The organism is Sphingomonas sp. S-NIH.Pt3_0716 (assembly GCF_003950715.1).
GTDB classification, from domain to species: Bacteria; Pseudomonadota; Alphaproteobacteria; order Sphingomonadales; family Sphingomonadaceae; genus Sphingobium; species Sphingobium yanoikuyae_A.
In genome coordinates, this window is the sequence record NZ_QLJK01000080.1 from 1 (window position 1) to 3,076 (window position 3,076).

The window sequence follows — 3,076 nt, forward strand, 5'->3', positions numbered from 1 at the left end:
CGCGCATGGTTCGCCCTCGCCTAAGCATGGGGATAGGCGCCGGCCCGTCCGGCGTAACCCCCGTTTCCTGCTTACTCCGAGGGCGGGCCAACTTCACCGCACGAACATACGGTCTAGGGGCTACTCAAGTTGACACCCTGCTAGAAGGATTAGAGCCTGAGCCTGAGCCTGAGCCTGAGCCTGAGCCTGAGCCTGAGCCTGAGCCTGAGCCTGAGCCTGAGCCTGAGCCGGATGCGGTTCGGTCACTAGCCAACTATATTCGTTCGGTAATGTCTATAACGGAGATATCTTTCGACAATCTCGCTGTAGCAATGCTGGAACCACAGCAGCATGTGCCAGTATCGATCCCCCTTCTTTCAGACATGATGCAATAGCTATGGGCGCACCGAAAGGGTCGCAGAACGCTCGAGACCACTAGAACTCGCTCATGGCGGCACCATTGGAACTAATGAACCAGCAGATAAATAAGCTGGAACGATCGCAGATGATATTTGCAAACATATCCGAACTCGCAAAGTATCTTTCTCCACATGTCAACGTCAGTTCAGGGAGATTTCTTCGGAATAAATCATGCCGTGTACTTATAGAGAATACGTTTTACAGACAGAACGGTCTGAAGCCGCAAACGATTCGAGAAACGTCCGACTTGGAGATCTCGCATGGCGTTATCGCAAACCAAAATCTCGAAATTCATCAGCTAAAAAATGACGTTAAACGGTTAAGAAAATTCACGGTCCACAATCCGAACCGGGTTGCGCCCCAAGATAAGCAATTCGAGGATCGGTCGGAATCGATCGATAACCTTTGCAGATGTTTATCAATTTTACTCGATAGCGTCAGCACTCTGGGATTTGCGCTTTCAGACGAAGGGATCGTGAACACCGCTGCCCGTCCAGGAAGCCGGCTGATCGTTCCCAAAATTCTTCTGTCCGACATCCAAGCTTGGTGTGCGAAAGACGTTGACGGGTGAACCCGGGCGGGGTGGGATTCGAACCCACGGTGGGCGCGAACCCACGGCGGTTTTCAAGACCGCTGCCTTAAACCACTCGGCCACCCGTCCAAACGCGGCGTTCCTAGAATCAAGAGATAGAAATAGCCAGCCCAAATTGATTTCCCAAGCGCCGCTAAGCGGCAGTGTCATCATCTCCATCCTCGAACTGCTTCCCAAGAACTGGCCCGCTAAGGAGGATCAACACCAAGCCGCCTGATCCGTGGCCTGCGCTCCAGCCCTTATCCCGGTTGAGCCCCATGGCCGATCTGCCGCACAGGTTACGCGAGAATATGGTCCTCTATGGGCCCTCTTGGCCAATGTCGGGATCGCCATCGCCAAATTCGTGGCGGCGGCGATCAGTGGCTCTTCGTCCATGCTGACCGAGGGGGGCCACTCGCTGGTCGACAGCGGCAACCAGGTCCTGCTGCTCTATGGCCAGGAAAAGGCCAGGCGCCCGGCCGACGCCACCCACCCCTTCGGCTATGGCCGCGAACTCTATTTCTGGGCTTTCGTCGTCGCCATCCTGATCTTTGCCGTCGGCGCTGGCGTCTCGATCTATGAGGGCTGGCTACATATTGCCGAGCCTGAGCCGTTGCGAGACCCGACGATCAATTATGTGGTGCTGGCGGTCGCGGTCCTGCTCGAGGGAACAAGCTGGGCCATCGCGGTGCGCGAGTTCAACGGCAAGAGGGGCTCAAGCAGCTGGTGGCAATCGATCCGCCGATCCAAGGATCTGGCCGGCTTCATCGTCCTGTTCGAGGACAGTGCGGCGCTAATCGGCCTTGGCATTGCGGGCATCGGAGTCTGGGCCAGTCATCATTATGCCGATCCACGGATCGATGGCGTCGCATCGATCCGTGGGTCTCATCCTGGCCGGGGTCGCCATGCTGCTCGCGCGCGAAGCCAAGGGGCTGCTGATCGGCGAAAGTGCCGATCCGGCGATCATTTCGGCGTTATGGGCCATTTTGGACAAGCGACCACAGATCAGCGCGGTCAATCATGTGCGCACGATCCACACCGCGCCCGATGCCGTGTTCGTGGCGATCAGTGCCGATTTCGTCGATGATCTGCCGATGGGAGACGCAGAGCGCCTGATCGAGGAAATTGAGCGCGAGATGAAGGCCTGCGTGCCCGACCTGACCTCCATCTACATCCGACCGGAAAAACAGGCGGATGCCGTGCAGCAATGGATCCTGCGCTCATCATTGGAGGGCCGGTAAGGAACGCAAGAAACAGCGGCAAGCCCTATCAGCCAAACCTCTGTCCTGACCGCCAGGACTGGAGGCGTTGATGCCCCCCCCTCACGCCTTCAACGTGCATGACCGGGCACCATGGACGCTTCCACGCGTTGAGAGGAGGAGATCGCCACGAAAGGATCAAAATGCCCCATCACAAGGAACGTCCTGCCCGCAAGGCCACCAGTCGCCTTGCGCTCTACCTCGTCTTCGCATTCATCGTTGCAGCCATCCTGGCTTTCATCTGGGTCAACATGCACGCCTGACCGGACGATAGCCCCTTAGTCCGCCCCGGGCCGCGCCACCGTCCGCGCCAGTTCATCGATCTGATCGACCGGGACACGTCTTGCTATCATCGCCATGGTATCCGGCGGCAGGCGCGCGTCGATGACATTCCCGTCTTGCTGCCAAAGCCGCAGGCGCGCGGCGAGATAGCCTGGCTTCTGCCCGGCAAGAATGGGCGCCGCCTTGCCAGCCGCATGACAATTGCTGCAGGCCGGCAGGGGCTGGCCGAAACGATCCAGTCCCGGAGAACTGGGCGAGGTCGCGTTATTCTTGAGCCCGGGCATCGCAGAGAAATAGGTCGCGAGCCTCGCCATGTCCTCGCGCCCGATCGTTGCCAGCGCCGTCTGCATGACCGCACTGCTGCGCTTCCCCGAGACATACTGGCGCATGCTGGCGAACAGATAGGACGCGCTCTGCCCAGCCAGGACCGGAATATCCGATTGCTCCCTCCCCCGACCATCGACGCCATGGCAGCTTGTGCATGCCGACAAGGTTGCAGGAGCAACGCCGGGCAGACGTCTTGCCTCGCCAGCCTGGGTCAGTGCTTGATATTGCGCCGCCGTCA

2 protein-coding genes, 1 tRNA gene and 1 pseudogene are annotated in these 3,076 nt (G+C 58.8%); 2 read left to right on the forward strand and 2 right to left on the reverse strand.

What is annotated here, in order from left to right; genetic code table 11:
- Nucleotides 1–448 precede the first annotated feature (448 nt).
- Nucleotides 449–970 (forward strand): hypothetical protein, encoded by a 522-nt coding sequence (locus tag BRX37_RS25940; protein ID WP_164522548.1) that lies wholly within the window; start codon nucleotides 449–451, stop codon nucleotides 968–970.
- 3 nt (nucleotides 971–973) lie between these two features.
- Here the strand turns inward: BRX37_RS25940 and BRX37_RS25945 are convergent.
- Nucleotides 974–1,060 (reverse strand) — tRNA-Ser (locus tag BRX37_RS25945).
- 188 nt (nucleotides 1,061–1,248) lie between these two features.
- Between BRX37_RS25945 and BRX37_RS25950 the strand changes: the two are divergent.
- A pseudogene (locus tag BRX37_RS25950) lies at nucleotides 1,249–2,211 on the forward strand (cation diffusion facilitator family transporter).
- A 296-nt stretch (nucleotides 2,212–2,507) separates the two neighbouring features.
- Here BRX37_RS25950 and BRX37_RS27545 read toward each other — a convergent pair.
- Nucleotides 2,508–3,002 (reverse strand): c-type cytochrome, encoded by a 495-nt coding sequence (locus BRX37_RS27545; RefSeq protein WP_486057195.1) that lies wholly within the window; start codon nucleotides 3,000–3,002, stop codon nucleotides 2,508–2,510.
- Between the last annotated feature and the right edge of the window lie 74 nt (nucleotides 3,003–3,076).